The organism is Staphylococcus sp. HMSC072H03, assembly GCF_001809305.1.
Classification (GTDB): Bacteria; Bacillota; Bacilli; order Staphylococcales; family Staphylococcaceae; genus Staphylococcus; species Staphylococcus hominis.
Window position 1 is genome coordinate 1 of record NZ_KV796864.1, and the last position, 3,511, is coordinate 3,511.

Annotated in this window: 2 protein-coding genes and 1 riboswitch; of the genes, one reads left to right on the forward strand and one right to left on the reverse strand. The window is 26.9% G+C overall.

Features of this window, described 5'->3' with window-relative positions:
- Nucleotides 1-232 precede the first annotated feature (232 nt).
- On the reverse strand, nt 233-1,747 hold the full coding sequence (locus HMPREF2578_RS00430; RefSeq protein ID WP_046464618.1) for a hypothetical protein: 1,515 nt from the start codon (nt 1,745-1,747) through the stop codon (nt 233-235).
- 467 nt (nt 1,748-2,214) lie between these two features.
- Nucleotides 2,215-2,316, forward strand: a riboswitch (TPP riboswitch).
- Between the two features lie 61 nt (nt 2,317-2,377).
- Here HMPREF2578_RS00430 and HMPREF2578_RS00435 point away from each other — a divergent pair.
- Nucleotides 2,378-3,289 (forward strand): ABC transporter substrate-binding protein, encoded by a 912-nt coding sequence (locus tag HMPREF2578_RS00435; RefSeq protein WP_046464619.1) that lies wholly within the window; start codon nt 2,378-2,380, stop codon nt 3,287-3,289.
- Nucleotides 3,290-3,511: the final 222 nt, after the last annotated feature.

The window sequence follows — 3,511 nt, forward strand, 5'->3', positions numbered from 1 at the left end:
AAAGCTTTGGCAATTACAAAATTATAAAGCTTCTCCTGTGATTCACTTTTATTTCTTTTCATAACTATTATCTACCTCCTAAAATTATCACTTACGTGATATGGACTTTATTTTACTCTCAAAGAAAAATAGAGGTTTGAGATTTCGAAAGAGAATTTTAGGACATTGATTCTATAACGTTTAATAAATAAAAAGCCCAACGATTTAAGAATCGTTGGGCATATTTATTGAATTAATAATATAAATTTGGTCCTTCTTTAATACTGTCTAAACGTGTCTTGTAAAACTTACTAATTATTTGAATCATTAGTTTATCGAGAAAGTCATTAGGATTATTATTAAAATTTTCTCTTTTATAAAAGTTGCTAATGTTATATTTTTTAAGCTCAGTGAGTAAAGAGTCTTCTACTTTTTCTGTCATTTTTACATTATTTTTAATGGTTTTATGAATCAAAGCTTTCAAATTAGTATTTCTTGCATAGCCATTAATAAGACTCTCAAAGTGAGTTAATTTTTGTTCATGTTTGTAGGTTAAGGCAATTAGATCATTCTTTAAATTAGTAATACTATGCAGAGCAACTAATATATCATATTGAGTTGATTTTTGAATGATATTACTTACTAGTGTAACTAATTCATCGATTAAATCGGAAATAGCAGTAAATAATGCAAAGTGGAATGTATCTTCAATGGTCGTTAAATAATATAATTCGTTATTATTAAGTAAGTTTTGTTTTTTCATAAATTCATTTATATTATTTTGAGACTCAATCAGGCTATCTATTGTTAAATTAACTTTACGTGACTTATTTGTCAGAATACTACGGATAAATTTAAAATACGTATCATTTTGATCATATAAGTTGAGAGAAATACCGATAATAGATTGTCTGAATTGATCTAGTTCGTCAGATTGATTTAAGCTATCTTTTTTATGAGTTGAAGGTTTAATACTATTAGCAATTTCAAAGTATTGAGAATTACTTGTTCGTTCTTTAATTAAACCTTCTGTCACTAGTTGTTTAAAGTACTTAGATTTATTTACGTTTGAGATGTTTTTCTTAACATAGGAATCTTGTTTTTCTTTGTAAATGAGATATTTTGTTAAAAAATTACTTGTAACTACATCGTCAAAATTTTCTCTAGATAAATCTTGATGGATTTCTATTATTATATCTTTCAAACTTTTAAATGTATTCCAAGAAGATACGTTGTCTACAGTTTTTTCGTAATCTATTTTATATTTAGCTTTTTTTAAATTAATATTTTCTTGAATCTGTTTTATAGTATTGTTAGCTATCTTTTTAGCAAAATCTGTTGTTTTATTGATTGTGGCTAAGAACTCGGTGAAATATGTATCTAGAATTGTTGATTCTAACACTTCTAAAGCATCTACACCTTGGTCAATGATTTCATTTGAAAGTTCATCTATGTCCACCATACTTTGACTATCAATAGAATACGGCAAAGTATCTTTAGTAAAGCCACTAGGAATTTTATCGATAAATATACCCTCTTCACTACATTTCACAGTGTGTTGCTCAATATTTTGATCAGAGGTATTTATAAAGTAGCTTATATATATAGTTTCATTAGGCTGTGCTTCTCCCACTACATAATTTGTTCCAATTTCTTCAGGTAAAATATCTTTTGCATACTCTTTTAGTATAAATTCGTAATCAATTTTATGTATAAAATAATTAAAACTTTGAAACCACATTTCTATTTTCCATTTATTTTTAATCATTGCATTCACTCGCTTTCATATTTAAAGTTTGTGTATCAACAAATACTAATTTCAATGTTAAAGTTTTTCAATAGTATTTACTATTTATTCTTTATAATATGGAGAATAAAAAACAAACGTTCTCCTTTGAGCATATATATGAAAAAAGAGTCGAATCTTTTAATGAGTGACATCAAGTTCTTAAAAAATTATATAGATAATAGCTTATAATTATTGTTTAAAAACTATAGTAATTTGAATTGGAACTTAATTCTAAAAACTAGTCGGGCATCTAATAATTTTTAAATTAAATCGAAATTTCCGTTTATTTACTCTTGATTACTTCAAAATATATTAATCTTACACATTATGAAATGATCGATAAAATGATATAAATATACAAATGAAATAATATGATAAAGTAAATGTAAACAAAATATCAGATTTAATTAACCTAGAATATATGTTATGTTAAATGTATATAACAATATATTCACTAGGGGTGCAATTGATTGCTGAGAGAAAGTACTTACTTTCAACCCTTGAACCTGTCGGTTAGTACCATCGTAGGAAAGTGATTTACATATTATTTGATGTTTTTCAGTAATTCACTTTTTTGCGTAGAAAATTGAGTTATTGGAGGATTTTTTTATGGAGAAATTAAGAGTTGGTTTAGAATGGTTTTTAAATCCTGATCATATGCCATTAATCTTAGGAATAGAAAGAGGATGGTTTAAGGAACAAAATCTAGAAATTGAGATGATCGAACCTAAAGAACATTTTGATGCTTTAGATGAAATAGAAAAAGGTACAATGGATATCGCAATTACAGAACCTATCCATTTAGTAGAAGATAAAGCATCCAACCAAAATGTTGTAGGCTTCGCAAGATTCTTACACACCAACGGCGGTATAATGTATAAAAAAGATAAAGGTATTAAAACACCAAAAGATTTAATTGGCAAACGTCTCCAGTACCCAGGAGCTCCAGGTCTTGGGGGTATTGCTATTGCAAAAACAATGATTGAAGCTGATGGTGCTCAATATATAGATGGAGATATTAAACCTGTAAATAACAGTTTTTATCATACAGATGCATTATTAAATGATAAAGCAGATGCCGCAACACTTATCTTTGAAAATTTTGAAATTTTAGAAGCCAAAAGTAAAGGATTAAATGTCGATTATTTCGCATTAAAAGATTACAATGTTCCTGACTTTTGCCAATTAATTTTTATCACTACCCCTGATAAGTTACACTTTGAAGAAGAAAAGATCAAAACATTTATTAAAGTTATACAAAAAGCAATTCAATATATTAAAACTAATCTTGAAGATGCAATTCATATCTACTCTTCATATACAAATACAGATGTAAGCGATAATTTAAATAAATCTACAATACAAGCCACAGCAAAATGTTTCACTAACGATTTATCAATGAGTTCTGATTTCTACAATGATTTACAATTATGGTTAAAAGAAACAGGTAAGATTAAACAAACAATCGAACCTAAAGAATATTTCACAAATCAATTACTATTTAGTAGATATGCTAACTAAATTCAAGTTTATATTCAGAGTCTCTACAATTTTTAAATTGTAAGAGGCTCTTTTACTTCTAAAATATTGCCATTCTCTTCAATATCTAAATATATTTCTTCATTTTTTGCATTGCCGCCACCTAGTCTTTGCAATAACTGAACTACTTCATTTTTCCTTAATTGAGAAAGAACATGTTTAGAAACATAAAGGTTCTGTTGCAAAGTAAAAAAATATAGCTAA